The organism is Paenibacillus flagellatus, from assembly GCF_003217775.1.
GTDB classification, from domain to species: Bacteria; Bacillota; Bacilli; order Paenibacillales; family NBRC-103111; genus Paenibacillus_AB; species Paenibacillus_AB flagellatus.
The window spans coordinates 161,257-186,262 of record NZ_QJVJ01000008.1 but is presented as its reverse complement, the minus strand read 5'-3'; the positions used below and the strand labels follow the sequence as shown (position 1 = coordinate 186,262).

The following is a 25,006-nucleotide window of genomic DNA, read 5'->3' as shown; positions in this document are numbered from 1 at the left end:
TTCAATTAAAACATACCCGATATCGCTCCCCGTTGTCAACCGGTCCGTCCGCGCATCGAGTGTTTGCCCCCAGGCATGCAATCTCGCGGAAGTATACGATCGAACGCTTGTTCCCTAGTCTTCTATTCTCTATACTAAAGCTATCAACCGATCCCGGGAGGTTATCGTTTCCTATGAACCCGTTACCGATGTTCCGTTACAATTGGCAAATTCGGGACGAGTGGCTTGAAGGCTTGGCCGCACTCCCTGAAGAGGAATGGACGAAGCCGCGCGTCGGCGGCCATCGGACGATGCTCCGGACGCTCGCCCATATCGTCGCCGTCGAGCACGAGTGGATCACGACGGTTCAAGGCGTCCCGGACGTCAACCACGATCTTGACGATTACCCGACACCGGAAGCGGTAAAGCGGTTTTCGGACGAATGCCGGCCGACGGTCGAATCGTTTCTGCTGGATTGGGGCCCCGATAAAGAAACGGGCACGTTCGAAGCGTCCATAGGCGGGAAAACCGTGCCGATAAAATACGCGGAGGCGGTCGGGCATCTGATCGCCCACGAAATTCACCATGCCGGCCAGCTTTCCGTATGGGCGAGGGAAGCGGGAATGACGCCGCCGTCGCCCGACGTCGTCTTCCGCGGGCTGTTCTGACGTATCGAATCGGCCGCGAGCGGGAATAGTAAGGCGAATATTTCCACACCGACAGCCGGAGGTGATCCGAGTGGAACCGCGCAGCAAGGAGCAGCTGGAGCAGGACTTGGCCGACGCCTTGACCGAAGGAGAGATGGCGGGCAGCGATCCGGACGAAGCGGCGCTTCACCGTCTCAGTCCGCGGTACGAGGTGCGGTCGCAAGCCGAGCGCGATCCGATCGTCGAGGAGACGAAAGCGATCCGACGCATGGCGAAGGAAGTCGACGACCGGTACGACGACTATATGTCCCGGGCGACCGGGGACGCGGACAAGGGCGCCGGCCCTTCCCGAACCGAATAATCGGCCGCCGAGCCGGCAGCGGGACGCCATCGCCGATCCCGCTGCCGGCTTTTTCGTCCGGCCGCGAAAAGTCAGTCGGCCGACGACAGCGCCCGCTTCAATCGGTCCACCCCTTCGCGGATCGCCTCGACCGTCACCCCGCCGTAGCCCATGACGAACCGGCTGCGGTGGGCCCCTTTCACGATCGCGTACCGTTCGACCGGGTAGATCGCGACTCCGTGCGCGAGTATGCGGTCGGCCAGCGACGGCGTCATGTCTGTGCCGGGCAGCTCGACGACCAGATGCATGCCGGCCGATTCGCCCAATATGACCGCATCCGGAAACGATTCGCGCAGTCTCGATACGAGCGCCTCGCGCCGCTTCCGATAAAGGCTCCTCATGCGGCGGATGTGCCGGTTCAGGTGGCCCTCCTCCATGAAGCGGGCGAGCACGAGCTGCTCGAGCGACGACGTATGACGGTCCATGAACCATTTCCGGCTGCGGAACGTCTCGACGAGCGGCTCCGGCAGGACGGCGTAGCCGATCCGCAGAGCGGGGGACAAAATTTTGCTGAACGTGCCGACATAGACGACCCGCTCCGGGTCGAGCCCTTGCATCGAATGGACGGGGACGCCCTCGTACGTAAATTCGCTGTCATAGTCGTCCTCGACGATGTAGCAGCCGGTGCGGCGGGCGTACTCGATCAGCCGGATGCGCCGTTGGATCGGCAGCGTTCCCCCGAGCGGAAATTGGTGCGACGGAATGACGAAGACGAACGCCGGCTTCTCGTCCTCCGGCAGCAGGTCCGTGACGATTCCTTTCTCGTCGACCGGAACCGGCCGGATACGCGCGCCCGCATAGGCGAAAATCGTCCGCATCTCGTCGGTAACCGGATCCTCGACGGCGATCGGCGCATCATCCCGCGCCAGCAGCTCCGTAATCAAGTACAGCGCCTGGGTCGCGCCAGTCGTTATGACGATCTGCTCCGGCCGGCAGCGTACCCCGCGGGCTTGGTGCAAATACCGGGCGAGCACGCCCCGAAGCTCGGCTCCCCCCTCCGCGCTCATGTAACCGAAGACGCGGTCGGGCGAATCGAGACATACCTCCTTCGCCAACCGCCCCCAGACGCCGCGCGGAAACCGGTCCATCGCCGGGTGGGCGGAGCGGAAGTCGATCACGGGCCTCGGCGCCTCGCTGCGTTGCGGACGGCCGTCGCGCGCCTCCCCGTTCTCCCGATCCCGCTCCCCCGCCTCTCCCCCGCCCGGCAAGGCGGAGCCGGAAGCGACGAACGTTCCGGAGCGCGGCCGCACCTCCGCGTACCCCTCCGCGATGAGCCGCTCGTACGCCTCCAGCACGACGTTGCGCGAGACGCCGACGGCGTTCGCCAGCTCCCTCGTAGACGGGAGCCGTTCCCCTTCCTTCAGCTCCCGCTTCAATATTCGGTCCCGGAGCTGCTCGTACACTTGCCGGGTCAACGGCTTGTCGCGCTCCCGGTCGACGGCGAACCACAGCATGATCCGCACCTCCTCCTTTTTGGATCTGGTACTAAAATAATCGCGGATTCCTGGATCTTTTGGATACCAGAATACCATGTTACGCTTGGTTCAGGAAAGGGGAGGTCCGAATGAAAACGATCGGCTTGATCGGAGGCATGAGCTGGGAATCGACGGCGGAGTATTACCGCCATCTCAATACGTTGGTGAGAAATCGGCTGGGGGGGCTTCACTCGGCCAAATGCGTGCTCGTCTCGTTCGACTTCGCGGAGATGGTGGACTTGCAGCACCGGGGCGAATGGGAGGCCGCCGCGGAGGCGATGGGAGACGCCGCCCGAAAGCTCGAGGCGGCCGGTGCGGAAGCGGTCGTCATCTGCACGAACACGATGCACAAGCTGGCGGACGCGGTGGAGCGGGCTGCGGGCATTCCGCTGCTGCATATCGTCGACGTGACGGCGGAGAAGATCAAGGAGCGCTCCCTGAAGACGGTCGGCCTGCTCGGGACGCGCTTTACGATGGAGCAGCCGTTTTACCGCGAACGGCTGCAGCGCCACGGCATTCGCGCCGTCGTGCCGAACGAGGCGGACCGTACGACGGTGCACGACGTCATCTACAACGAGCTGTGTCAAGGCGTGCTTCGTCCGGAGTCGAAGGCGGCCTACTTGGACGTCATCGAGCGTCTGCGGGCCGAGGGAGCCGAAGGCATCATCCTCGGCTGTACGGAAATCCCTCTTCTGCTGAACGAAGCGGACACCGATCTGCCGTTGTTCGATACGACGTTTTTGCATGCGGAGGCGGCCATCCGCTTCGCGCTGGAGACGGTTTAGACGCAGCGTCTCGCCGCACGACGAAAACGCCTTTCGACGTCAGGAGCCGTCGAAAGGCGTTTCGTCCTTGCTTTGGATGACGAGCAGCAGCCCGTCGCGTATCCGAATATGGCCCGTCTCGCCGGCTAGCTCGTTGCTGATGCCGAGCGACTGGCCGATCGAGAGCGTCGCGTCCACCAGCGGGTAGCGGAAGCCCGTCAGCGTAATGCCGGTCACGTCAATTGTGAGCGGCAGCAGCGAGACGTACGTATACCCCGCCCGGACGATCGTCGCTTCGCGGTCGATCAGCCGTACTTCGTTACAGCCGTCGACGATCGAACACTCGATGCCGCGCTCCAGCCCTTTGCGGAGCAGGTGCACGTTGGCGAGCGAATGGTCGAACCGGCTGCCGAGCGCCCCGAGCATCACGATTCGGCGGGGCTTCCTCTCGAGCGCCCAGTTGAAGGCCATCTCCGTATCGGTCCAATCCTTCATGACCGGATCGCAATCGACGAACATCGCGCTCCCGCGGCGCACGTCCTCCTTCTCCTCGGCCGTCACCGAATCGAAGTCGCCCAGCGCGAGCTCCGGCCTCCGGCCGTTTCGGAGCAGGAACAGCGCGCCCCGGTCGGCGCCGACGAGCACGTCGTCCGGCCCGATATGCGCGAGCGCCCAGCGGCCGAGCGCCCCGCCCGTTACGATGACTATACTCTCCGACATGAGGAGCCTGCCTCCTCCACGTTACGCTTCCTTATAGTGCGCATCCCCGCTGGCAATGACCGCTTGCCCTTGCGTCAAATCGGTCATCCATTCGATGAACGCTGCGGCCTCGTTGTCGCGCGGCCAACACGTCAGCGTCACCTTGTCGGTGAAGACGGTGTCTCCCATCCGCGTCCCACGGCCTCTCAGCTCGTTTTCCACTTTGCCGTGCCACGTGTAATCGATCTCGACGCGCACTTCGCGGAACAGCGCGAGCGTCACCGGCTCCGCCGCCGCCAAGCCCGCCACGGTCGCATCCGTGTAAGCGCGGACCAAGCCGCCCGCACCCAGCATGATGCCGCCGAAGTATCGGGTGACGACGACGGCCGTATTTTTCAGCCCCTGCTGCTTGATCACCTCGAGGATCGGCTTGCCCGCCGTGCCGCTCGGCTCTCCGTCGTCCGACTGCTTCTGGAACTGGTCGCGTTCGCCGACCACGTACGCCGAGCAGTTGTGCGTCGCCGACCAATGCTCCTTCTTGATCCGCTCGATGAAGGCGACGGCTTCCTCCTCGCTCTCCACCGGCAGGACATGGCCGATGAAGCGCGATTTCTTGATGACGATTTCGGCGGACGCCTCCCGCCTCACCGTCCGGTATTGGTCCAGCATGCCGACCGGCCCCGCTTACAGGCGCGATTCGAGCGCCGCTTTTTCCTTCTCGTAGCCGGGCTTGCCGAGCAGGGCGAACATGTTCTTCTTGTACGCCTCGACGCCGGGCTGGTCGAACGGATTGACGCCGAGCAGGTAGCCGCTGATGCCGCAAGCTTTTTCGAAGAAATAGACCATGTAGCCGAACGAATAGGCGGAAATGTCCGGAATCGTCACGATCAGGTTCGGCACGCCGCCGTCCGTATGCGCGAGCATCGTCCCTTGGAACGCCTTCTTGTTCACGAAGTCCATCGTCTGTCCGGCAAGGAAGTTCAGTCCGTCCAAGTTTTCCGGGTCGGTGCCGATCACGATTTGCTCCGGTACCTCGGCTACTTGGATGACCGTCTCGAACAAGTTGCGCGTGCCTTCCTGGACGAATTGCCCCATCGAGTGAAGGTCGGCCGAGAAGTCGACGGAAGCCGGGTACAAGCCTTTATGGTCTTTGCCTTCGCTTTCGCCGTACAGCTGCTTCCACCATTCGGATACGTAGTGAAGCGACGGCTCGTAGTTGACGAGAATTTCGATCGCCTTGCCTTTGCGGTGCAGCGCGTTGCGCACGGCCGCGTATTGGTAGCTGGCGTTCTCATTCAAGTCCGGATTCGCGTATTCGCGGGAAGCGTCGGCCGCCCCCTGCATCATCGCTTCGATGTCGATGCCCGCCACCGCGATCGGCAGCAAGCCGACCGCCGTCAGCACCGAGTACCGTCCGCCGACGTCGTCCGGAATGACGAACGTCTCGTAGCCTTCCGCGTCGGACAGCTTCTTCAGCGCGCCCTTCTCGCGGTCCGTCGTCGCGTAAATGCGCTTGCGCGCGCCGTCCTTGCCGTATTTGCGCTCGAGCAGCTCGCGGAATATGCGGAAGGCGATCGCCGGCTCGGTCGTCGTCCCCGACTTGGAGATGACGTTGACGGAGATGTCCTTCCCTTCGAGCAGCTGCAGCAGGTGCGTGACATAGGTGGAGCTGATGTTGTTGCCGACGAAATACACTTCCGGCGTCTTCCGCTTGTCCTTCGGCAGCACGTTATAGAACGAGTGCGACAGCATCTCGATCGCCGCGCGGGCCCCGAGGTACGAGCCGCCGATGCCGATGACGACGAGCGCGTCGGAATCGGACTGAATCCGCTTGGCCGCGTCTTGGATGCGCGCGAACTCTTCCTTGTCGTAATTGACGGGCAGGTCGATCCAGCCCAGGTAGTCGGACCCCGCTCCCGTCCCCTGATGCAGCTGCTCGTGCGCAAGCCGGACCGGCTCGCGGAAGTAATCGATCTCGTGCTGCTGGACGAAAGACAGCGCGCGGCTGTAGTCGAATTGAAGCTTCCGGTTCATCCCAAACTCCTCCTTGTGATCCTTTTCCATAATTAGAACTAGAATACTTGAATTGATCTCGCAAAAGCAAGTGAAGTCATTCACACCGCTTGCGGATAATGCTACAATGGTTCTATGTACCCATAGCAGCAACTCCCGGCACCATTCCCGCTGCAAACTTTTCGAGGTGAATACGATGAAAAAAATCGGCTTTATCGGCCTGGGAACGATGGGGCTGCCGATGGCGGCCAACTTGCTGCGCAAAGGCTATCCGTTGACCGTCTATAACCGCACCGCGGACAAAAACGCGGAGCTGCTCCGGCTCGGGGCGGAAGCGGCGGCCACGCCGGCCGAAGCGGCCCGGGACGCCGACGTCTTGATCACGATGCTTAGCAACGATACGGCCATTAGACAAACGTTTTACGATCCGAACGGCATTATGGAAGGCATTCGGCCCGGCTTGACCGTGATCGACTGCAGCACCATATCCCCTCATACGAGCAAGACGCTTCATGCCGAGCTGGCCGAGCACGCCGTCGACTTCCTCGACGCGCCGGTGACGGGCAGCAAGCCCGCCGCGGAAAGCGGTACCCTGCTGTTTATGGTCGGCGGAAGCGAAGAAGCGCTTCAGGAACACCGCGACGTCTTCGAAGCGATGGGCAGCCGCATCGTCTATATGGGCGCGTCCGGCTCCGGCTCCTACGCCAAGCTGGCGCACAATACGATGGTCGGCATCAACGCGATCGGCTTCGTCGAAGGGATGGCGCTCGCCGCCAAGGCGAACGTCGACCTGGAGAAGTTCTACGAGATCGTCCAGGCGGGCGGGGCGGCCAGCAAGCAGGCCGAGCTGAAGGGCCCGAAAATATTGAACCGCGATTTCGCCACCCAATTCTCGATGCAGCTGATGCACAAAGATTTGCGGCTCGCCTCGCAGCTGACCGATCAGCTGCAATTGACCGCCCCGCTGCTCAATTTGGCCAAAAACATTTACGAGATGGGCCTGAGCAAAGGGCTCGGCGAGCTGGACTTGAGCGCCATCGTGCAATGCTACGAAGAATGGATGGACAAAACCGTCGAGACGTGCAAGCGCGAGGAAGCGCAGCCCGACGCGCTGCTCACGAAGCAGGACTTGAACATCGAGCGGCGCCGCAGCGTTCGCGTGCCGATGAACATCCGTCTGCTGCTGTCCGTCTATCAATGGGAGCAGGAAGGTGCCTTCTCCGGGCAAAACATCGAAGGCACGCTGTACGACTTGTCCGACAGCGGCCTTCAGCTGACCAGCCATTTCCCGTTGGCCCAAGATATGTTCGTGGTCATCCACTTCCCGCAGGAAGCCGGACTGCCGCCGATTACGGCCCGCATCATCCGCGTATTCTCGGACGGCGGTCTATTCCGGTACGGCTGCATGCTGTCCGGGCTTCCCCCGTATACGCGCATCAAGCTGGAGGAATATATCCAGCTGAAGCTGCAGCTTCAGGAAGAAGCGGAGACGAACGAGCAGACGTAATCGGTAATCGTCTTGACGTCCATTTCGAACGACGCGTTGGCCGGCACTTCGAATTGCATGCCGCCCCGATACGGCTTCCACTCCGTCTCGCCGGGCAGCAGCACGAGAAGCTCGCCGGCCGTAATTTCCATAATTTCGATCGTATCGGTCGTGAACCGGTATTGGCCGGGCAGCATGACGCCGAGCGTCTTCTTGCTTCCGTCGGCGAAAACGACCGTGCGGCTCGTGACGCCTCCGTCAAAGTAAACGTTCGCTTTTTTCAGGACGGTCACGTTTTCGAATTGGGACATGATCGGGCCACTCTCCTTGGGATAAATGATTTTGAGGCGATAAAGCCGCGCTATACTCGTTCGATCCGAAGAGTCCTCCGGGACTCTTTTTTGGCGTTTTTCTTTTTCGTGCGAAGCAGCGAAAATAAGAGCCCGGTACGGACTCTTATTCGTGTTCGCCCTATACGCCCGCGACGGCCGCCGGTTCCGGGCTTATCGCCCGGCCTCCTCCGACGGCCCTCGCGCGGCCTCTTACAGCAGCGCCTTCACCTTCGCGGCGACGTTGTCGACCGTGAAGCCGTATTCGGCGATAATTTTGTTCGCCGGAGCGGATGCGCCGAACTTGTCGATGCCGAGAATGGCGCCGCCGTCTCCCACGTATTTTTCCCAGCCGAGCGGGTAAGCCATTTCGACCGCAAGGCGCGCCTTCACGTTCGGGAGCAGCACCGAGTCTTTGTACGACTGCGGCTGCTTCTCGAACAGCTCCCAGCTCGGGACGCTGACGACGCGGACGCGGACGCCCTCTTCGGCCAGCTTCTTCTGCGCCTCGACGGCGAGCGACACTTCGGAGCCCGTCGCGAGAATGATCGCCTGCGCTTCTCCGCCGGCCGCTTCGGACACGACGTATGCGCCGCGCGCGACGCCCTCGCGGGCGAGCTGGGCCGTTCCTTCGAGATTCGGCACCGCTTGGCGCGTCAAGACGAGGGCGACCGGGCCGTTCTTGTTCTCGAGCGCGAAGCGCCATGCCTGGGTCGTCTCGTTGGCGTCGGCCGGACGGATAACCGTCATGTTCGGAATAATGCGCAGCGCCGCCAGCTGTTCGATCGGCTCGTGGGTCGGGCCGTCCTCGCCGACGCCGATGCTGTCGTGCGTAAGCACGTACGTGACCGGCAAATCCATGATCGCGGCAAGACGAACGGCCGGACGCAAGTAGTCCGAGAAGACGAAGAACGTGCCGCCGTACGGCTTGACGCCTTTATGCAGCGCCATGCCGTTCAGCGCGGCTCCCATCGCGAACTCGCGGACGCCGAAGTAGACGTTGCGGCCGCTGTAGTCGTTGCGCGTAAATTGGCCGAGCCCTTTCATGTGCGTCATCGTCGACGATTCGAGGTCGGCCGAGCCGCCGATGAACGAAGGCACCTTCGAAGCGAACGCGTTGATCGCATTGCCGGACGCGTTCCGCGTACCGATTCCTTTGTCCGCCGGGCTGTACGTCGGCAGGTCGGCGTCCCATCCCTCCGGCAGCTCGCCGGCGACGGCCGTCTTGAACTGCTTCGCGAGGTCCGGATACGCCTTCTCGTATTGCGCGAACATGTCGTTCCAAGCCGCTTCGGCTTGCTCGCCTTGTTTCTTCACTTCCGCGAAATGGGCGGCCACTTCGGACGGCACGTGGAAATGCTGATCCTCCGGCCATTCGTACGCTTTTTTCGTCAACGCCACTTCTTCGACGCCGAGCGGGGAGCCGTGCGGGCCGGCGTGGCCGCCTTTGCCCGCTTTATTCGGGCTGCCGTAGCCGATGACCGTCTTCACCTCGATGAGCGACGGACGCGGATCCTGCTGCGCCGCGCGCACCGCCCGCTCGATCTCAGCAAGGTCGTTGCCGTCCTCGACCCGGACGTAATGCCAATTGTAGCCCTCGAAACGGGCCTTCACGTTTTCGGAGAACGACAAATTCAGCTCGCCGTCGAGCGAAATATCGTTCGAATCGTACAGCACGATCAGCTTGCCGAGCTGCAAATGGCCGGCCAGCGAAGCCGCCTCGCCGGAAATGCCCTCCATCAAGTCGCCGTCGCCGCAAATGACATAAGTATGGTGGTCGATAATATGGTAATCGCCGCGGTTGTAGACGGCCGCCATATGCGCTTCGGCCATCGCCATGCCGACCGCGCTCGCGAACCCTTGTCCGAGCGGACCGGTCGTCGCGTCGACGCCCGGCGTGTGGCCGTATTCGGGATGGCCCGGCGTCTTGCTTCCCCATTGGCGGAAGTTTTGCAGCTCTTCGAGCGGCAAGTCGTAGCCGGTCAAGTGGAGAAGGCTATACAGCAGCATGGAGCCGTGGCCGGCGGACAGGACGAACCGGTCGCGGTCGATCCATTCCGGATTCGACGGGTTATGCTTCATGAGACGGGCGTACAGGGCATAGCCCATCGGGGCGGCGCCCATCGGCATGCCGGGATGCCCGGAATTCGCTTTTTGCACCGCATCGATGGACAGCGTGCGGATCGTATCGATGGCCAAGCGGTCGATCGATTTCGTTTGAGACGTCATCTGTTCCATTCCTCCCAAATTCGGTTAGTCGCCGCGTCGCGGGTGTCTCCCCGGCGCGTACCCCCTTCTATCTCCAGCGGACAGTTTCGGTCGCTTGCATTATTGTACCATTTGCTCTGCCTGTTTACCACAACCGCATTTGAAAAATGTCGGCCCTTGTTTCACGCTTGATTGACCGGTATCGGCAAATGCCCGGACGCGTTAGAACGACAAAAAGACCGGGACGATCGTCCCGGCCGAACCGATATGGCATGATCAGTTGGCGATAAATTCTTGCACCCATTCGCCGTTATAGTAGGCGACGCCGATTTTCGTGAAGTTCGGGCTCAAAATGTTTTGTCTGTGGCCCGCGCTGTTCATCCACGCGTTCATCACTTCCTGCGGCGTACGTTGCCCTTTCGCGATGTTCTCGCCCGCATACGTGTAACGGATGCCGTACGAGCGCATCATGTCGAACGGGGAGCCGTACGTCGGCGACGTATGGTCGAAGTAGCCGTTATGGTACATGTCCTTCGCCTTGTCGAGCGCCATGGCGGTCAACGCCGCGTCGCTGGCAAGCGGCCTCAAGCCGGCTTTGGCCCGCTCTTGGTTGACGAGCGTGACGACCTGCTGCGCATAGGCGGACGGAGCGACCGCCGGCGTCCCGGTCGAGCCGGAGCCTGTGCCTGTTTCCGGAATAACGAGCTTCATGCCGGGCCACACTATATTCGGATTGGCGACTTGCGGATTCGCTTGGATCAACGCGTTCAAGCCGACTCCGAATCGCTGGGAAATTTTCCACATCGTATCGTTGCCCGATACCGTGTAAGTCGTCGCCGCCGATGCCGATACCCCTGCACCGACCAGCGTTCCGATCGCGAGCACGCCCGCCATGATCGATTGTTTGAACTTCATGCTGTCCATCCTCTCCTTGTCCGGCCTGCGAGGTTAGCTGACGGGTTCGGGTCAAAGAGCAACCACCCGGCGCCGTTGCCGACGGCTTCACCCCAATGATTGGTTCCCCCGCGCTTTCTGAGAAAGCTTCGGCCTTCCGTTCCATGTATTCCCCGAAAGCAAATAACGGCAAAGCGTCGCGCCTGCCGTCTTGCCGAGGTCTTTCCATGGTAGCATGGAGACGCCCACGGGTCGATGCATAAAACTTTCCATGACCCGTTGTCATTTCCGCATCCGTAGCCCGAACGAAGGATAATGGAGGAGCCGGAGCGCCGGTACGGGCCGGTTGTCGGTTCCACCGTTCCTCCACGCGGATGTACGTTTACACTTTGAATACGGCTACAGCCCGGTTCAGCTCCTCCGCGAGCCGGGCCATCGATTGCGACGTCGCGGCCGTCTCCTCGGTCGCGGCCGCCGATTGGGCGCTCGTCGAGGCGATCGAATCGACCGTCGCCATCACCTCGGCCGTCTGGGCGGCTTGCTCCTCGCAGGCCGCCGCGATCATCGTCACTTTGCCGGAGGCGTCGTCCACCTTTTGCAAAATTTGCTCGAACGACGATTGCGTCTGCACCGAACGGGCCGCTCCTTCGGAGACGGCGGTGGCGCATATCCGCGTGTTCTCCTGCATTTGCCGGATAATGTGCGCGATCTGCTTCGTCGCTTCTCCGCTCCGCTCCGCCAGCTTGCGAACTTCGTCCGCCACGACCGCGAAGCCTCTTCCCTGCTCCCCGGCCCGCGCCGCCTCGATCGCCGCGTTGAGCGCGAGCAGGTTCGTCTGCTCGGCGATTTCGTCGATCACTTCGACGATCGCTCCGATTTTCTCCGAATCTTTCTCGAGCAAGCCCATCTGCCGATTGACGTCGCTCATCCCTTCGATGGACGATCGGATGACCGCGCTGCCTTCCCTCGCGATCGATACCGTCTCTCCCGACAGCTCGGCCGCTTCCTCGGCTCGGACGGCCACCTCGTTAACCGCCGCCGACAACTCCTTGAACAAATCGGAAATCGTCTGCGAGTCTTGCGCCTGCTTGGAGCTCCCTGCGGCGATTTCGTCCGTGGCGCCGGAAATTTGCTCGCACGCGGCGGCGACGTTGGACGACGCGTCCGAGATGCGGTGGATCAAGCCGCGCAAATTGCGCACCGTCTCGTTAACCGACTCGCACAGCTGGCCGATTTCGTCGCGGGACCGGTAGTCCGATTCCACCGTCAAATCGTTGTTCCTCACGCTGGTCATAAGCGCCTGCAGGCCGCGGACGGGCCGCGTAATCGTAACCGCGATGACGTACCCGATCGACGCGCTGATCAGGACGGCCAGTACCGTCAAACCGATCGTGAACGCGTTGGCCGCCCGGGAATGGGCGACGCTTTCGTCGTAAAACGCTTTGGCGTCCTCCTGTTCATAGGCGACGATCGCCTTGATCGCGGCGATCATGTCCTCCCGGATCGGCTTCAGCCGCTTGACGTAGACGTCGTAAGCTTCCTCGATTTGACGCGATTGCATGTAAGGATCGAAGCTTTTTTTGGCTTCGTTGTTTTGCTCGACCGTCCGCAAAAAGCGCTCGTACTGCTCCTTGATGCGAGGCGTCATCGGGATCGCCTCGAACTGCCGCTGCGCGGCGATATTTTCGGCGACGCGGTCGTCGATTTGCTTGACCAGCGCCGCATTGTCCGACTCGACGTCGGAGAGCAGCCGCTGCAGGTTGTACCCGTCGATTTGCGCGTTGTTGAACAAAATCCGGTCGATCAGCCCGGAAGCGATCAGCTTCTCCTCGTACATGCGCTTCGAATTGTCCGTAACCGTTTTCAACGAAACGTAACCCGTCACGCCGGTCACGATCAGAAACAGGATGGACACGGCCAGCATGAGGGCGATTTTCGTCGATACTTTCCGATTGCGTATAAAGGCCATGATGCGCGCTTCACCTCGATAGTTGGATGATGTAGGTCGGTCTGTCGTATATATACGACAACCTTCGACACATTCCTCCTTTCCCTCCGTTCTTTCACGAACGTTTTCTAAGCCAAAAGCCCCGGTCTGCTCGACCGGGGCTCTCGAAATGGGAGAGCGACCGCTTTCGTCCCCCTCGTATGGCGGTATTCAGTTAAAAACGACCGTCTTGTTCTGATGCGTCAAGATGCGGTCCTCCGCATGCCACGCGACGGCGCGCGCGAGAACGATCCGTTCGATATGGCGACCGATCCGCTTGAGCGCCTCGACGTTGTCGCGATGGCTGACCCGCTGCACGTCCTGCTCGATGATCGGGCCGCCGTCCAGCTCTTCGGTGACGTAATGCGCCGTCGCCCCGATAATTTTCACGCCGCGGTCGTACGCTTGCGCGTAAGGCTTGCCGCCGACGAAGGCCGGCAGGAACGAATGGTGGATGTTGATGATCCGGTTCGGAAACTGCGCGATGAACGTCGGCGAAATGATCTGCATGTATCTCGCCAGAACGACCGTATCGACGTCGCGGACCAGCTCCAGCTGCTTCGCCTCCGCTTCCTTCTTCGTCTCCGGCGTAACCGGCACATGGTGATACGGAATGCCGAACGACTCGACCGTATCGCGCATATCCGGATGGTTGCTGACGACCATCGCGATGTCGGCGTACAAGTCGCCGGACTTCCACTGCCACAGCAGCTCGAGCAGGCAGTGGTCCTCCTTGGAGACGAAGACGGCCAGCCGCTGCTTGCGGCTCGCTTGCGTCACCCGCCACTCCATGGCGAATTCGCGCGCCGTCGTCTCGGCGAAATCCCGCTTCAGCGAGGCGAGCTGTTGCTCCAGCTCCGGCAGGTCGAATTCGAGCCGGATGAAGAACAGCCCGCCCTCGGGATCCATCGTGTACTGATCCGACTGGACGATGTTCGCGCCGTGCTTGGACAAAAACTGCGATACCGCCGCCACGATGCCCGGACGGTCGGGACAAGAGATCAGCATCCGCGCCCGGTTCTGATGCCGGTCGGAACGCTGGACATTCGAAGGGGTGACCAAAGGACTCATCTGTATGTTCTCGTTCCTCTCATATCCGCTGATGATACCGGCGTCGAGCCGGATTGCGTTGTCGTCTGTTTGCGTCCAGCCTTCTCCCGCCTTGCGGGTTAGACGGCGGCCAATACTTCCTTGCCCGCCAGCCAGACGGTGATGCGATGGTTGATCTGCTCCTCGGTCAAGTCCGGGAACAGCCGGCTTTCCAACACCATGTCGTACAGCTGCTCCATCGGCTCGCGCGGGTCGGCCTTCTTCGCCTTGGCGTCGGACTTGAGCGTGTCCCACGTCCGGACGACGAATTCGCGGTGGTCGATCTCCTGCTTGCCGAAGTAATGGTGCAGCCGGTCGAGATGGTCGAGGAATTCGTCGCCGAACCGTCCCGCCAAGTCGCCGCGCAGCATCGCGATTTCGGCTTCGTACATCGGGCGCACCGTCTTCTCGTCCTTGCCGATCCACGGCGTCTCGAGAATCATCGGCAAATGCTGCAGGCTCTCGTGGTGCACGATGTAATTCATCGCCTTGTAGCCGATCAAGCCGGCGCCGACGGGGGCATGGCGGTCTTTGCCCGCTCCGCGGACGTTTTTGCTGTCGTTCAGGTGAATGACGGCGAGCCGGTCCAGACCGACGATCTTGTCGAACCGCTCCAATACTCCGTCGAAGTCGTCGACGATGTCGTACCCCGCGTCGTGCACGTGGCACGTGTCCATGCAGACGGTCAGCCGTTCGTTGTCGTCGACCTTGTCGATGATCTGCGCGAGCTCCTCGAACGATCGGCCGATCTCCGAGCCTTTGCCCGCCATCGTCTCGAGCGCGATGTTGACGTTCGTATCCTTCGTGCCGCTCAGCACCTCGTTCAGCCCTTCGGCGATGCGGGCGATCCCGTATTCGGCGTCCTTGTCCGTGTACGCGCCCGGATGAAGCACGATGTTGCGCACGCCCAAGTAGTCGGTGCGGCGGATTTCGTCCTGCAGGAATCGGACCGCCAGCTCGAACGTATCCTCCTTGTACGAGCCCAGGTTGATGATGTACGGCGCATGGACGACGATTTCGCCGATGCCGTTCTTCTCCATGAGCGCCTTGCCTTCTTCGATATATTGCTCCTCGATCGGTTTGCGTCTAGTATTTTGCGGAGCCCCGGTATAAATCATGAACGTGCTGGAGCCGTACGATTCGGCTTCCTTCGCCGCATTGAGCAGCCCTTTGTCGGAAAATGAAACGTGCGATCCGATCTTTAACATCGTTTTCGACTCCTTTGCATATACTTCTCCTATTGTACTAATAAACTTCAAATAAATCTAGGAATGCGGTATAATTCTAGTGACTCTGACATGCCCGAGAAGGAGAATGAACGATGCCTTCGCAAAATTTCATGCTGTTCCTCATGTTCTGGGGATTCGTGCTGCTGTTCTTCATGTCGGTCGGCGGGTATTTCATGTTCCGCAAGTTCATGAAGGTGCTCCCGAAAGCCGACGGCAAATCGAAGCTCGACTGGCAAAACCATTACGTCGAATCGTCCCGCCATCTGTGGACCGACGCTTCCAAATCGTTTCTCGAAAAGCTCGTGTCCCCCGTACCGGGACCGTTCCGCGATATCGCCCGCCACTCCATCGCCGCCAAAATCGGACAAGTCGCTTTGGAGAAAGGGGCCACCGAAGTGACGGAGGCGCACTGCATCGAAGGGTACATCCTCGCCACGCCGAAGCGCGATTACAAAAGCCTGATCTCCTTCCTGGAGAAAAACGGCATCGATTACAGCCCGTACCGGCATTTGCTGCAATGACGCCGCGGGCGCCAGCTTGAGCGGTTGAACGGAAACCGATCCGCGCCATGAACCGGCACGGGGCGGCGAAGGTTCGCCGCTTTTTTCATTGGTGAAGGAGGAATTCCGATGAACGGCCGGCTTACGATTCCGAAACAACCGGATCCGCCCGACTTGACACTCGAACAGATGGAAAGGATGACGGAAATCGTCTTCCATCCGGCGTGCGAGCCGGCGCCCTGCGACGCCATCTTCGTACTCGGCGGCACCCATCCGGGTCATTGGGAAAAGACGATTCAAGCGTACCGGCTCGGGCTCGCCGACACCGTCCTCGTCACCGGAGGCGTCAGCCCGACCGCCGTGCGCCATCCCGATTGGCCGGACGCCGGCAAGCCCGAGTCCCGCCTGATCGCGGAGAAGCTGATCGAAGCCGGCGTTCCGGAACGCGCGATCGCGATCGAGGACCGCTCCCGCCATTCGCTCGAGAACGCCCTGTACGCCCGCGACACGTTCGACTTTGGCCGGATCGCTTCCCTGCTCGTCGTCTGCAAAAGCCATGCGGCCGGACGCCAAATCCGTACGCTGATGCGGCATTTGCCGCCCGGCATCCGTTATGTGCCGTACGGCTTCGACGCCGTGTACGGGGATGCGCGGGTCGGCCGGGACAATTGGATGAATACCGATACGGGGCGCGCGCGAGTGTACGGGGAATACTTGCGCATATGCCGCTACGGAGACCGGGGCCATTTGGAACGGCTGGAGGCGAAGATCGACGGCTTGCCCGAGGGATAGGTGCGGCCAAAAGCCGGGACGGAAGCGAAAAAAGCCGTCGACGGGGAGCGCAGCGCTCCGCCAACGGCTTTTGGATGAACGTTTATTCCTCCATGCTGCGCCGTCCGCAGCGACATCCTGTAGATGCCCGCAAACCGTGCGCCGATGACGGCGATACGCGGGAAGCTGAGCAAGCGAAAAAACCACCGGAAATAGGTTGAAAGCCTCCCGGCGGTTTCTCGCTTGCTGAGTGATCGACAAGCGCGCCCCAGGTGTCCGCGGCTTCGTTTGCCTGACGGACCGCGAAGTGTTCCCGCACTTCGCGGTCCGTTCGTTAGTATATATGCGTTGCGCCTTCTCCCTCTAGTCTTGTTGCAGCCGCTCCGTTGACAACAGCAAACGTATCTATTGACTTTTGCACACGTTCTCACCATAGCGAGATGAAACCTCCTCTCCCGTTTTCTCGTCCATACTAGTGACAGAAAGGCAACGCACCCGGCCCTGCCCCTGCGGCAGAAGCCCCCCATCTTTCGTTCGGCAAGGAGGCACTCCGTTTTCATGAGCAAACGTTTTGAACCATCCCGGCTTGACGGCCGTTCCGTCTTGCGCAAGCGGCGTTTTCGCAAAGGAACCGTCTCCGCCGTCGCCATACTCGTGCTGCTGCTCGCCGTCGCGTGGGCGCTCTGGCTGCGCGAGCCGGGCGGTACGCGAGCGCCCGCGCCGCTGGCCGACGTCCCGTCCGTCGGCCAGCCGAAGGACCGGTACGACGTCATCGTCGCCGGCACCGACCCCGAAGGCGTAGCCGCCGCCGTATCGGCCGCGCGCAACGGCCTCCGCACGCTGCTCGTCGACGGCGGCAGCCGGGAGATCCTCGGCGGCTTGATGACGCTCGGCTGGCTGAACAGCCTCGATCCGAGCTATTCGCCGGACAAGCCGCTCATTCCCGGAAAACATCGCTTTTTGAACAAGGGGATTTTCCAAGAATGGTACGATAAGGTGGAAGGAACGTCGTTCGACGTGACGACCGCGGCCAACGCGTTTCGCGATCTGGTGGCGGCCGAGCCGAACATCGACGTGCTGTGGAAGGCCGCCAAGCTGGAGCCGATCGTCTCCGCCGGACCGGCCGGCGGCCGGACGGTTCAGGGCTTGAACGTGACGCTCGCGGACGGCTCCACGCACGCCGTCAAGGCGAATGCGGTCATCGACGCGACGCAAAATGCGGACATCGCCGCCGCCGCGGGGGTGCCGTTTACGTACGGGCGGGAAGATTTGGGCGACAAAAACTCGAAGATGGCCGTCACGATCGTCTTCCGCCTGTCCGGCGTCACCCCCGACGTGTGGAAGAAGATGATCGCCCGCGAAGGGGTCGGCCACGACGGCTACAGCGCTTGGGGCTATACCGATATGTGGGACTACCCGACGACGGACAAGGAGAAAGTCCGCATGCGCGGGCTCAATATCGGCCGGCAAAACGACGGTTCGATTCTGATCAACGCGCTGCAGCTGTTCGGCGTCGATCCGTTCGACCCGAAATCGGTCGAGCAGGCGTACGAAACGGCGCGCAAGGAGCTTCCGCTCGTCGTCGACTACATGAGGAACCGGTACGAGGAGCTTCGCGACGTGAAGCTGGCCGGTCTCGCGCCGGAGCCGTACGTCCGCGAGACGCGCCACATGATCGGGGAATACCGGCTGCGCATGACGGACCTGCTCGACAACCGGGACCACTGGGACCGGATCGCCTTCGGCTCGTACAACGTCGACATCCAGAGCACCTCGTACGCGTTCCGCGGCACGATTCTGATGAAGCCGAAGCAGTATGCCGTCCCGTTCCGCAGCATCCTGCCGAAAGAAATCGACGGCTTGCTCGTCGTCGGCCGTTCCGCCAGCTTCGATACGCTTCCGCACGGCAGCGCGCGGACGATCCCGGTCGGGATGGCGGCGGGGCAGGCGGCCGGCGCGGCGGCCAAGCTCGCCGCCGACCACGGCGTGACGTTCCGCGAGCTGTCGCGGTCGGAGGAGAAGATCGGACAGCTGCAGCGGATGCTGAACGAGCAAGGGATGGAGCTGAAGCCGTTCCGGATCGACCCGCCCGCCTACGCGAAGCACCCCGCCTACCCGGGGCTGAAGGCCGCCGCCAGCATGGGCATCGCCTCCGGCGGCGATCATAACGAATTCGGGCTGGACGACCCGTCCAATCCGCAGCGGCTCGTCAACAATATGCTCGCCGTGCAGAAGGTGCACGCCGGCGCGTTCCGGGGCAATCCGACGGCCGCCCTGAAGGGGCTCGCGTCCCCCGACAAGGCGCCGCTGTCGCTCCGCATCGCCGCCCAAGCGATCGCGTACGCGGCCGGCCTGCCCGCCGACGAGCCGGACAAAGCCGCTTCGCTCCTCGAGTCGAACGGGCTGCTGGCGAAAGAAACGGTTGCGGCGATTCGCGACCCGGAGAAGCTGACCAACGGGGACGCCTACCTGATGATCCGCGACGCGGTCAAAGGGTTGACCGGCACGGTTTACGAGTGAAAACGAAAGAACGGTTCGTCGAGCGTTCGCAAGCTCGACGAACCGTTCTTTTTATCGCTGGCCTTACGCCCCCGCGCCGTCGGGACCGTACGCGCGCACCTCGACGATCTCCGCGTAGCGGCTCCCGTTCGTTTCCTCCACGACCACCTTCAGCCGATCGGCCTCCACCGGCTCCGCCAGCCGATGCACCCGCTTCCGCTTCCGGTTGCCGGTTTCGCGCAGCAGCGTTCTCCACTCCCCGCCGACGCGCGCCTCCACCCGGTAATTCCTCACGAGCTCCGGCACGATTTCGAACGGCGTCCGGTGATGGTGCAGGTTGATCAAATCTTCGTTGACGTCGTCGTTGAACGTCAAATGAAGCTCCGCCAGCTTCGACGGCCGGTCCCATTCCAGCTGCAGCCATTCCTCCGCCCCGTCGCGCATGGGCGCGGACATCCATTGCTGCGGGCCTCCGTACGGCCTATGATACCCGTTCACCGCTTTGTCCGGCGCATAGGCGGACGTCGACGGATCGGCGCGGAAGCAGAACGGCTGGCGCGCCTTGCGGTTCATCCGCCACAGCACGATCGGCTGATCCGGCTTCTTCTCCTCCAAGTTGACGGGTACTTGCGGCTCCTCCCCCTTGAAGAAGATAAGGACGCCCGACAGCGGCTCGGCGGCGTGGTGCAGCTGGACGGCGGCATTCGCCTTCACGACGACGAAGGCGTTCTGCGGCTCGCCCGGCTCCCACGTCAGCCCGAATCGCACCCACTGCTTCTCGCCCGGCCGGACGGAGGCGCTCGCCTTCGCCCGCAGCGTATGCGGCACGTAGTTTTCCTTGCGACCGGTATCCCACAACTCGACGTTCACCGTCGTCGCCGCGTCCGCGTCGATCAGCAGCTCGATGCCGTCAAGCCGCGGCTCGACGGGGAACAGCAGCGCGGCGTCGCGCGCGAGCCGGTGGCGCTCTCCGCCGGCGCGCTCCACGCCGAGCGCGGCGAGCGAGCTGGAGGCGGTCGCTCGCGCGCCCAGCGCGAGATCGCGGCCGTCCGCGTTGCGGAGGCCGACGATCGACGCGTCCTGGCGCAGCAGCGTCTGCCGCAGCTCGCCGAGGTGCTCGGCGTACAGCTGCCGGGGCGCGACGCCCTTGGCCGCGCACAGCGCCGCCGCGGTGCCGGCGGCTTCGCCGATGACGGCGCACGTCGCCATGACGCGCGTCGTGCCGAAGGCGACGTGCGACGCGCTGATGTCGCGGCCGGCCATCAGCATGTTGCGCACGTTCACGGAGTAGAGCGAGCGGAACGGGACGTGGTAGACGCCGTCCGCGTACAGATGCTTCGAGCCGCTCTCCGCGGCGTACATCCCTTGCGGCGGATGCAGGTCGATCGACCAGCCGCCGATGGCGACCCCGTCGTCGAATTCGCGCTGGGCGAGTATGTCGTTCTGGTTCAGCACGTAATCGCCGACGAACCGGCGGTATTCGCGTTTGCCGGGGATCGATCCGACCCATTCGAGCGTCATGTTCGCGGCGTCGAATTTGCCGGAATTTTTGATATAGTCCCAAATGCCGTAAATGACCGACCACAGCTCGTCGCGGATCCGCTCGTTGTCGTGCACCGTATCGAGCTCCCCGCCCCATTCGATCCACCAGTAGTGACAGCCGGAGTCGCCGCTGCGGATGACGCGCCGCATCGGGATCGAGGTTTGCTCGATGTTTTTGGTGAACGACGGCGGCACGTACTTCACCGGTTGGCCGGCATCTTTCGTATAGAACAGAAGCGTGCTGCCGAGCGTGATATCGTCGGCGACCTCGGGCGCCCATTCCTCGTCGTATTCGTGCTTCGCCTCGCGGCCGATCCGGTATTTCGCCCCGGCGAGGAACCCGACGAGCCCGTCGCCGGTGCAGTCGAGGAACAGGTCGCTCTCGAAGCGGATTCGCCGTTCCGAGCCCATCATCCACCCCGTCACCGAGCGGATCGTGCGATCGTGCTCGTCGCCGTCCGCCTCCACCTCGTGAACGTCGGTATTGAGGAACAGCCGGATATTCGGCTCCGCCCGGACCGCTTCCAGCACGACCGTATCCCATATATACGGATTGCCGTCCGGGTTGCGGTATTGGTTCTCGACGAACAGCTCGCCCATGATGCCGGTTTCCCGCGCATACCGGTTCGTCCCGTGCGCCGTCGCCCCGCAAACCCAGACGCGCACCTCGCTGCTGGAATTGCCGCCGAGCACCGGCCGGTTGTTCACAAGCGAGACGGTCCGCCCGAGCCGGGCCGCCGCAATGGCCGCCGATACGCCGGCCAAGCCGCCGCCGACGACGGTTATATCCGCTCTCACCGTTTCTTCGCGCATAGCCAAACCACCTTATACTGGAGTATGATGTATATAATTTCATCATACCACCGTCGTTTTTGGCGAAAATGGACGAAACGATCGACTTTTGTGTCTTTTATTTCACATGGAGGGAGACGGCTGCCATGAAGGATGCGGATAAGGGGGCTGCGGCTTCGCCGCAGGCGGGGAGAGAACCGATCGTCGAAGCGGCGCCCGGCTGGGAGGAGCTGCGCTGGACGATGACCGGCTATACGTATTGGGACGCCAAGCGCGAATTTTTGCTCGAGACGGACAAGTACGACGCGTGGTGTCTGTTCGCCGTCGAAAGCGGCGCTTTCGCGTACGGCATCGGCGAGTCGTCCGGCACGGCCGGCAGCGGTGACCTCGTGCTGTGCCCGCCCTCCGTCCCGTTCCGCCGGACGCTCGTGTCGGAGGCGCTGACGTTTCACTTCGCGCTTCTGCGGATCGACCTCGTGCCGGCTCCGAACGCCGGACCGCCCCTCCCGGTACGATTCACGCCCAGCGATCGCGGGCGGCTGTTCGATTCGTTCGCCAAGTGGAGGCGGATCGGCTCGCTCGGGCTCCCTTCCTCCTACCCGCTGCTGAGCCATTATTGGAACGACATCTGGACATCGTGGTGTCTCGAACGGCTCACCGATTCGTCGTCCGGCCGTTCGTCCCGCTCCGCTCCCGACGACCTGATGGCGCAGGCGGCCCGCAAGCTCGAGGAACGATATGCCGAGCCTTACGGCGTCAAGCAGCTTTCGGCCGAGCTCGGGCTCAGCCCGGTACAGCTGATTCGCCGGTTCCGCGCTGCCTACCGGATGACGCCCGGCGATTACTTGACGTCCGTCCGGATCGAGCGGGCTTGCCGCCTGCTCCGGGAGACGCGCCTGACGGTGGACCGTATCGCCGCGGCCTGCGGCTATGCGTCGGGCTATTACTTGAGCCGGCTGTTCGCGGCACGGGTCGGATTGGCGCCGAGCGAATACCGCAAGCGCCATCGGCTGTAGCCCGTCGAACCGTAAGCGAAGATGGCCGAACGTCCGAATAAATGGGTCCCTGTCCCCTATCAAAGGCCCGGTCGGCAAAAGCCCGATTGAATAAGGTAGTAGCAATAAGAGACTGCCAGCTCATTCGACGCAAGCATGCTGCGAAAAGGAGGTATGCCGACATGGCCAACGAATGGACCGTACCCGGGGATTTCGCCACGATCAACGGGGCGATCGCCAGCCCGCTCGTCCAACCCTACGATACGATTCGCGTCGCGCCGGGCTTCTATACGAACGCCAGCGAAGGCGGGCCGATCGTCGTCACCAAGACGATTCAACTGCTGGGCGCCCAGGCGGGTGTCGACGCCCGGACCCGTTCCGCGGGTCCCGCCGCGGAATCGATTATCGAGATTACCGACGTTACCGGAAGCGTCCAGCTGAATGCGGCGAACGTCGTCTTCGACGGCTTCACGGTTCGGAATAACGCGACGGGGTTCGGGATTTTTACGTCCCCGGCCTTTTCCGGGTACTGGATTTTTAATAATGTGATCCAAAACAACGAGGGCGGATTGTCGATCGATACCGTCACGGGCGCCGGCAATACGTTTTCGCAAGTTCGCCGGAACGCCTTGATCGCCAATAATCAGCCCGGCGGCGCCGGCGGAAACGGCATCTACACCCAAAACGGCTCCGTCAACGTCCTGATCGACTCCAACCGGTTTACCGGCCACACCCCCGCCGCCTCCATCAACTTCGCCGCCGGATCGTTCGGCTCCCCCCTGCTCCCTCAAGCGAACATCGTCATCTCCAACAACGACATGATCGACGACAATTCGATTGCGCTCACGAATACGACGAACGTGAAAATACGGGACAACCGGATGCGCAATACGCAGGGCAGCGCCATCTTTTTGGGGGGCGGCAATACGTTGACGGAGATCGAAGGCAACGTGCTGCACGACGGCATCAGCAACGCCATCTATGTCAACACGATCTTTTTGGCGACGCCCAACACGAATATCCGCGCCATAGCCAACAGCATTCAAGGAAACGCGAACGCCGGCCTGCTGATCGATCCGAACGCGTACGACGACACGCTTCCGAACAGGAGACTGGAAGCCACCAACAACTGGTGGGGAAGCGCGACGGGACCGGCCAACCCGGCCAATCCGGGCGGGACGGGGGATGCCGTCATCGACAACAACGCCCCGGCCGTCTCGGAATTCATCCCCTTCCTGGACGCCGACCCGATCGGTCCGACCGTCGAGGAGCAGCTCGCCGCCGCACTGGCCGCCCTCGCGGCGTCGCAGGCGCAAAACGCCGCGCTGCAGGCTTCGCTGGCCGCGGCGCAAGCCGAGCTCGCGGCCTTGCAGGCCGAGCTCGCGTCGACGCAGGCCCGGCTGGCCGCCGCCGAGTCGGTATTGGCGTCCGCCCGGGCCGAGCTGACGGCGGCGCAAGGCGCGTTGGACCTCGCACGTACCGATCTTGCCGGGACGTTGTCCGCCCTGGGCGCGTCGCAGGCCGAGCTCGCCGCCGTTCGTGCCGCTCTCGCCGCGTCCGATGCGGCGCTTGCCGCGGCGCAGGCCGCCTTGGCCGAGGCCGGAGCCGCCGCCGCCGCAGCCCGCTCCGAGCCGTACGCCGCACAAGCCGCCTTGGCCGACAGCGAGGCGAAGCCGGCCGCTTGTCCCGGCCGGCCCGCCGTACGCCGCGTTCGACTCGTCAAACGCCGCGTTCGGCGCCTCCGGCGCAGGCGCCGTCATGCGCGCCGCATCCGGCTGAAGCGGAAGCGCCTCGTCCGCTGCAAGGCGCGAAAGGCACGCCGCGTTCGCCGTTAAGACGATGCCGTGCAGAAGCACGAGCCCCCGTCCGCCGCCGATCGGGCAAGAAAAGGAGCCGTCCCCCGCCGGGAACGGCTCCTTCTCGCTTAGCCTGCGCCTACAATATAATTTGTGTCATATCGGTATAGATCGTATGGAACAATTGATCGTCCTTCACCTTTAGCACCGGAATGAGCGTCATGCTGCGGGCGACGATTTTGACGATACCGCCGGCCCCCTGAATGTTCCGGATATATTCGATCAGCGTTTGCAGGTACGCCTCCTCCAGCGACTCGACCTGCCCGAAATTGACGACGACCTTGAGCGGCTTGATGAACAAAAATCCTTGCACCGCGATGCCGATCGCGTCCAGGCTCGCCTGATCGAGATGGGAGCGGACCGTCACGATGAAAATCCCGTTTTTGTTGTCGATCGAGAACGGCGGCGCGTTGTGGTCCACGATGCTCGCCTTCGCCTCCAGCTCGCTCAGCGGATGGTCGTCGTCGAAGCGCGAGCTCTCCTTGGGCAGCTTGAGCACCTCTTCCACCGTATGCAATATTTTCTCGATCGTAATCGGCTTCAGGATGTAATGCTTCGCTCCGTTCTGGATCGCCTCGAACACCATGCTTTTTTGGTCGAGAGCGCTGATCATGATGATGTTCGCCTGCGGATACGTGGCGATTATTTTTTTGACCGCGTCCAGACCGCTCATGACGGGCATCGTAATGTCCATCGTCACGAGATCGGGCTGCGTCCTCACGTATTCCTTGTAGGCTTCGAAGCCGTTGGACGCCTCGGCTACCACTTCATGCCCCGCTTCCGTCAGCAGCATGCGCAGATTGCGCCGCATCAGGATCGAATCGTCCACGATTAGAATGCTGGCCATTGTCG

General features: G+C 62.3%; 21 protein-coding genes and 1 riboswitch. Of the genes, 9 read left to right on the top strand and 12 right to left on the bottom strand.

Annotated elements, in window-relative coordinates; translation table 11 throughout:
- Nucleotides 1-173: 173 nt before the first annotated feature.
- Entirely contained in the window at nucleotides 174-647 is a 474-nt protein-coding gene (locus DLM86_RS18445) for a DinB family protein (RefSeq protein ID WP_158289548.1), read from the top strand.
- Between the two features lie 70 nt (nucleotides 648-717).
- A complete protein-coding gene (locus DLM86_RS18440; protein ID WP_110841527.1) occupies nucleotides 718-987 on the top strand; it encodes a hypothetical protein in 270 nt (89 codons plus the stop codon).
- A gap of 71 nt (nucleotides 988-1,058) precedes the next feature.
- Here DLM86_RS18440 and pdxR read toward each other — a convergent pair whose 3' ends face one another.
- A complete protein-coding gene (gene pdxR, locus DLM86_RS18435; protein ID WP_110841526.1) occupies nucleotides 1,059-2,480 on the bottom strand; it encodes a MocR-like pyridoxine biosynthesis transcription factor PdxR in 1,422 nt (473 codons plus the stop codon).
- A 110-nt stretch (nucleotides 2,481-2,590) separates the two neighbouring features.
- Here pdxR and DLM86_RS18430 point away from each other — a divergent pair, with 110 nt between their 5' ends.
- Nucleotides 2,591-3,286, top strand: coding sequence for an aspartate/glutamate racemase family protein (locus DLM86_RS18430; protein ID WP_110841525.1), 696 nt, complete (start codon nucleotides 2,591-2,593; stop codon nucleotides 3,284-3,286).
- A gap of 39 nt (nucleotides 3,287-3,325) precedes the next feature.
- On the opposite strand, the gene DLM86_RS18425 is transcribed toward DLM86_RS18430, so the two are convergent.
- From DLM86_RS18425 to DLM86_RS18415, 3 genes are read right to left on the bottom strand one after another with little or no spacing between them, the layout of a single operon-like run.
- Nucleotides 3,326-3,985, bottom strand: a complete 660-nt coding sequence (locus tag DLM86_RS18425; RefSeq protein WP_110841524.1) for a thiamine diphosphokinase — start codon at nucleotides 3,983-3,985, stop codon at nucleotides 3,326-3,328.
- 21 nt (nucleotides 3,986-4,006) lie between these two features.
- A complete protein-coding gene (locus DLM86_RS18420) occupies nucleotides 4,007-4,633 on the bottom strand; it encodes a YigZ family protein (RefSeq protein ID WP_110841523.1) in 627 nt (208 codons plus the stop codon).
- 15 nt (nucleotides 4,634-4,648) lie between these two features.
- Nucleotides 4,649-5,998, bottom strand: coding sequence for a glucose-6-phosphate isomerase (locus tag DLM86_RS18415; RefSeq protein ID WP_110841522.1), 1,350 nt, complete (start codon nucleotides 5,996-5,998; stop codon nucleotides 4,649-4,651).
- 175 nt (nucleotides 5,999-6,173) lie between these two features.
- Here DLM86_RS18415 and DLM86_RS18410 point away from each other — a divergent pair, with 175 nt between their 5' ends.
- A complete protein-coding gene (locus DLM86_RS18410; RefSeq protein ID WP_110841521.1) occupies nucleotides 6,174-7,484 on the top strand; it encodes an NAD(P)-binding domain-containing protein in 1,311 nt (436 codons plus the stop codon).
- On the opposite strand, the gene ppnP is transcribed toward DLM86_RS18410, so the two are convergent.
- The 6 genes from ppnP to DLM86_RS18380 form a co-directional block, all read right to left on the bottom strand.
- A complete protein-coding gene (ppnP, locus tag DLM86_RS18405) occupies nucleotides 7,451-7,774 on the bottom strand; it encodes a pyrimidine/purine nucleoside phosphorylase (RefSeq protein WP_110841520.1) in 324 nt (107 codons plus the stop codon). The genes DLM86_RS18410 and ppnP overlap by 34 nt on opposite strands.
- A 231-nt stretch (nucleotides 7,775-8,005) precedes the next feature.
- Nucleotides 8,006-10,021, bottom strand: a complete 2,016-nt coding sequence (gene tkt / locus DLM86_RS18400) for a transketolase (RefSeq protein WP_110841519.1) — start codon at nucleotides 10,019-10,021, stop codon at nucleotides 8,006-8,008.
- Nucleotides 10,022-10,276: 255 nt separating this feature from the next.
- A complete protein-coding gene (safA, locus tag DLM86_RS18395; RefSeq protein WP_110841729.1) occupies nucleotides 10,277-10,915 on the bottom strand; it encodes a SafA/ExsA family spore coat assembly protein in 639 nt (212 codons plus the stop codon).
- 7 nt (nucleotides 10,916-10,922) lie between these two features.
- Nucleotides 10,923-11,059, bottom strand: a riboswitch (cyclic di-AMP (ydaO/yuaA leader).
- A 217-nt stretch (nucleotides 11,060-11,276) separates the two neighbouring features.
- Nucleotides 11,277-12,863, bottom strand: coding sequence for a methyl-accepting chemotaxis protein (locus tag DLM86_RS18390; protein ID WP_110841518.1), 1,587 nt, complete (start codon nucleotides 12,861-12,863; stop codon nucleotides 11,277-11,279).
- Between the two features lie 189 nt (nucleotides 12,864-13,052).
- The gene (gene purU / locus DLM86_RS18385; RefSeq protein WP_110841517.1) at nucleotides 13,053-13,952 is read right to left on the bottom strand and encodes a formyltetrahydrofolate deformylase; all 900 of its coding nucleotides are present in this window, start codon (nucleotides 13,950-13,952) and stop codon (nucleotides 13,053-13,055) included.
- Nucleotides 13,953-14,050: 98 nt separating this feature from the next.
- Nucleotides 14,051-15,178, bottom strand: a complete 1,128-nt coding sequence (locus tag DLM86_RS18380; protein ID WP_110841516.1) for a deoxyribonuclease IV — start codon at nucleotides 15,176-15,178, stop codon at nucleotides 14,051-14,053.
- 113 nt (nucleotides 15,179-15,291) lie between these two features.
- On the opposite strand from DLM86_RS18380, the gene DLM86_RS18375 reads away from it, so the two are divergent.
- The 3 genes from DLM86_RS18375 to DLM86_RS18365 all read left to right on the top strand — a co-directional run bounded on the left by DLM86_RS18375 (nucleotide 15,292) and on the right by DLM86_RS18365 (nucleotide 18,990).
- On the top strand, nucleotides 15,292-15,720 hold the full coding sequence (locus tag DLM86_RS18375) for a DUF2621 domain-containing protein (protein ID WP_110841515.1): 429 nt from the start codon (nucleotides 15,292-15,294) through the stop codon (nucleotides 15,718-15,720).
- Between the two features lie 108 nt (nucleotides 15,721-15,828).
- Nucleotides 15,829-16,491 (top strand): YdcF family protein, encoded by a 663-nt coding sequence (locus DLM86_RS18370; RefSeq protein WP_110841514.1) that lies wholly within the window; start codon nucleotides 15,829-15,831, stop codon nucleotides 16,489-16,491.
- Between the two features lie 537 nt (nucleotides 16,492-17,028).
- Nucleotides 17,029-18,990 carry an FAD-dependent oxidoreductase gene (locus DLM86_RS18365; protein ID WP_110841513.1) on the top strand — a complete coding sequence of 654 codons (1,962 nt, stop codon included), beginning with the start codon at nucleotides 17,029-17,031 and terminating at the stop codon, nucleotides 18,988-18,990.
- A 63-nt stretch (nucleotides 18,991-19,053) separates the two neighbouring features.
- Here DLM86_RS18365 and DLM86_RS18360 read toward each other — a convergent pair whose 3' ends face one another.
- On the bottom strand, nucleotides 19,054-21,324 hold the full coding sequence (locus tag DLM86_RS18360; RefSeq protein ID WP_110841512.1) for an FAD-dependent oxidoreductase: 2,271 nt from the start codon (nucleotides 21,322-21,324) through the stop codon (nucleotides 19,054-19,056).
- Nucleotides 21,325-21,449: 125 nt separating this feature from the next.
- Between DLM86_RS18360 and DLM86_RS18355 the strand changes: the two genes are divergently transcribed.
- Together DLM86_RS18355 and DLM86_RS18350 are read left to right on the top strand one after the other, a co-directional pair.
- Complete coding sequence (locus DLM86_RS18355) at nucleotides 21,450-22,319, top strand: helix-turn-helix domain-containing protein (RefSeq protein WP_158289547.1); 870 nt, start codon at nucleotides 21,450-21,452, stop codon at nucleotides 22,317-22,319.
- A 161-nt stretch (nucleotides 22,320-22,480) separates the two neighbouring features.
- Nucleotides 22,481-24,133 carry a right-handed parallel beta-helix repeat-containing protein gene (locus tag DLM86_RS18350; protein WP_158289546.1) on the top strand — a complete coding sequence of 551 codons (1,653 nt, stop codon included), beginning with the start codon at nucleotides 22,481-22,483 and terminating at the stop codon, nucleotides 24,131-24,133.
- A 100-nt stretch (nucleotides 24,134-24,233) separates the two neighbouring features.
- Here the strand turns inward: DLM86_RS18350 and DLM86_RS33100 are convergent, their stop codons facing one another.
- On the bottom strand, nucleotides 24,234-25,001 hold the full coding sequence (locus DLM86_RS33100) for a response regulator (RefSeq protein ID WP_110841509.1): 768 nt from the start codon (nucleotides 24,999-25,001) through the stop codon (nucleotides 24,234-24,236).
- Nucleotides 25,002-25,006: the final 5 nt, after the last annotated feature.